Origin of the sequence: Streptomyces spiralis, from assembly GCF_014654675.1 — a bacterium.
Taxonomy (GTDB): Bacteria; Actinomycetota; Actinomycetes; order Streptomycetales; family Streptomycetaceae; genus Streptomyces; species Streptomyces spiralis.
The window spans coordinates 2,312-3,061 of sequence record NZ_BNBC01000118.1 but is presented as its reverse complement, the minus strand read 5'-3'; the positions used below and the strand labels follow the sequence as shown (position 1 = coordinate 3,061).

Here is a 750-nt window from a genome sequence, read left to right as displayed (position 1 = left end):
GTCCCAGGTGACCACGTCGTCCGAGGCGGTGGTCCGGGTCAGACGCGGCACCAACACCCGGCCCCCACGGACCGCCATCTCCGGCTCACCGCTCGCCACAGCCCCGGCGAGATCGCCGTCGGTGTCGACCAGCACGAACCGGCCCGGGTTCTCCGCCTGCGCCGCCCGCACCAGACCCCACACCGGAGCCTGCCGCACGTCGACGTCCTCACCATCCCCGACGGCCACCGCACCCCGGGTCACCACCACCAGCCTCGAGGCAGCGAACCGCTCCTCGACCAGCCACCGCTGCACCACCGCCAGCACCCGCTCCGACAGCTCACGGACAGCAACCGGGACGTCAACACCCTCCCGCGGCACACACTCCAACACCACATGCCCAGGCACAGGACCCTCGTCGGCCAGCTCCTCCCAGGCCACCCAATCCACGTCAACGGCCGAGTCCGCACCGGGCAACGAACTCCACGTGACATGGAACAGCGAGTCACCGCCGGTACCGGCGCCGAGCTGCTCCATCGACACCGGGCGGGAGAGAAGCGACTCGACGGAAAGCACTGGGTTGCCGTAGCCGTCGGCCACCGTGAGGGCGAGCCCGTCCTGCTGGGCGACGGGCGTGACGCGTACGCGCAGGGCGGCCGCGCCGGCGGTGTGCAGTTCCACCCCGTTCCAGGCGAAGGGCAGCAGGGTCCGGCCGCCGCCTTCACGGCCGGGGATGTCGAGCAGTCCGACGTGCATCGCCGCGTCGAGCAG

Annotated in this window: 1 protein-coding gene; it reads right to left on the bottom strand. The window is 71.9% G+C overall.

Features of this window, described 5'->3' with window-relative positions; all coding sequences use genetic code 11:
• A partial coding sequence (locus tag IE318_RS44175; protein WP_229904217.1) for a SpnB-like Rossmann fold domain-containing protein occupies nucleotides 1-750 on the bottom strand: 750 nt, incomplete at both ends.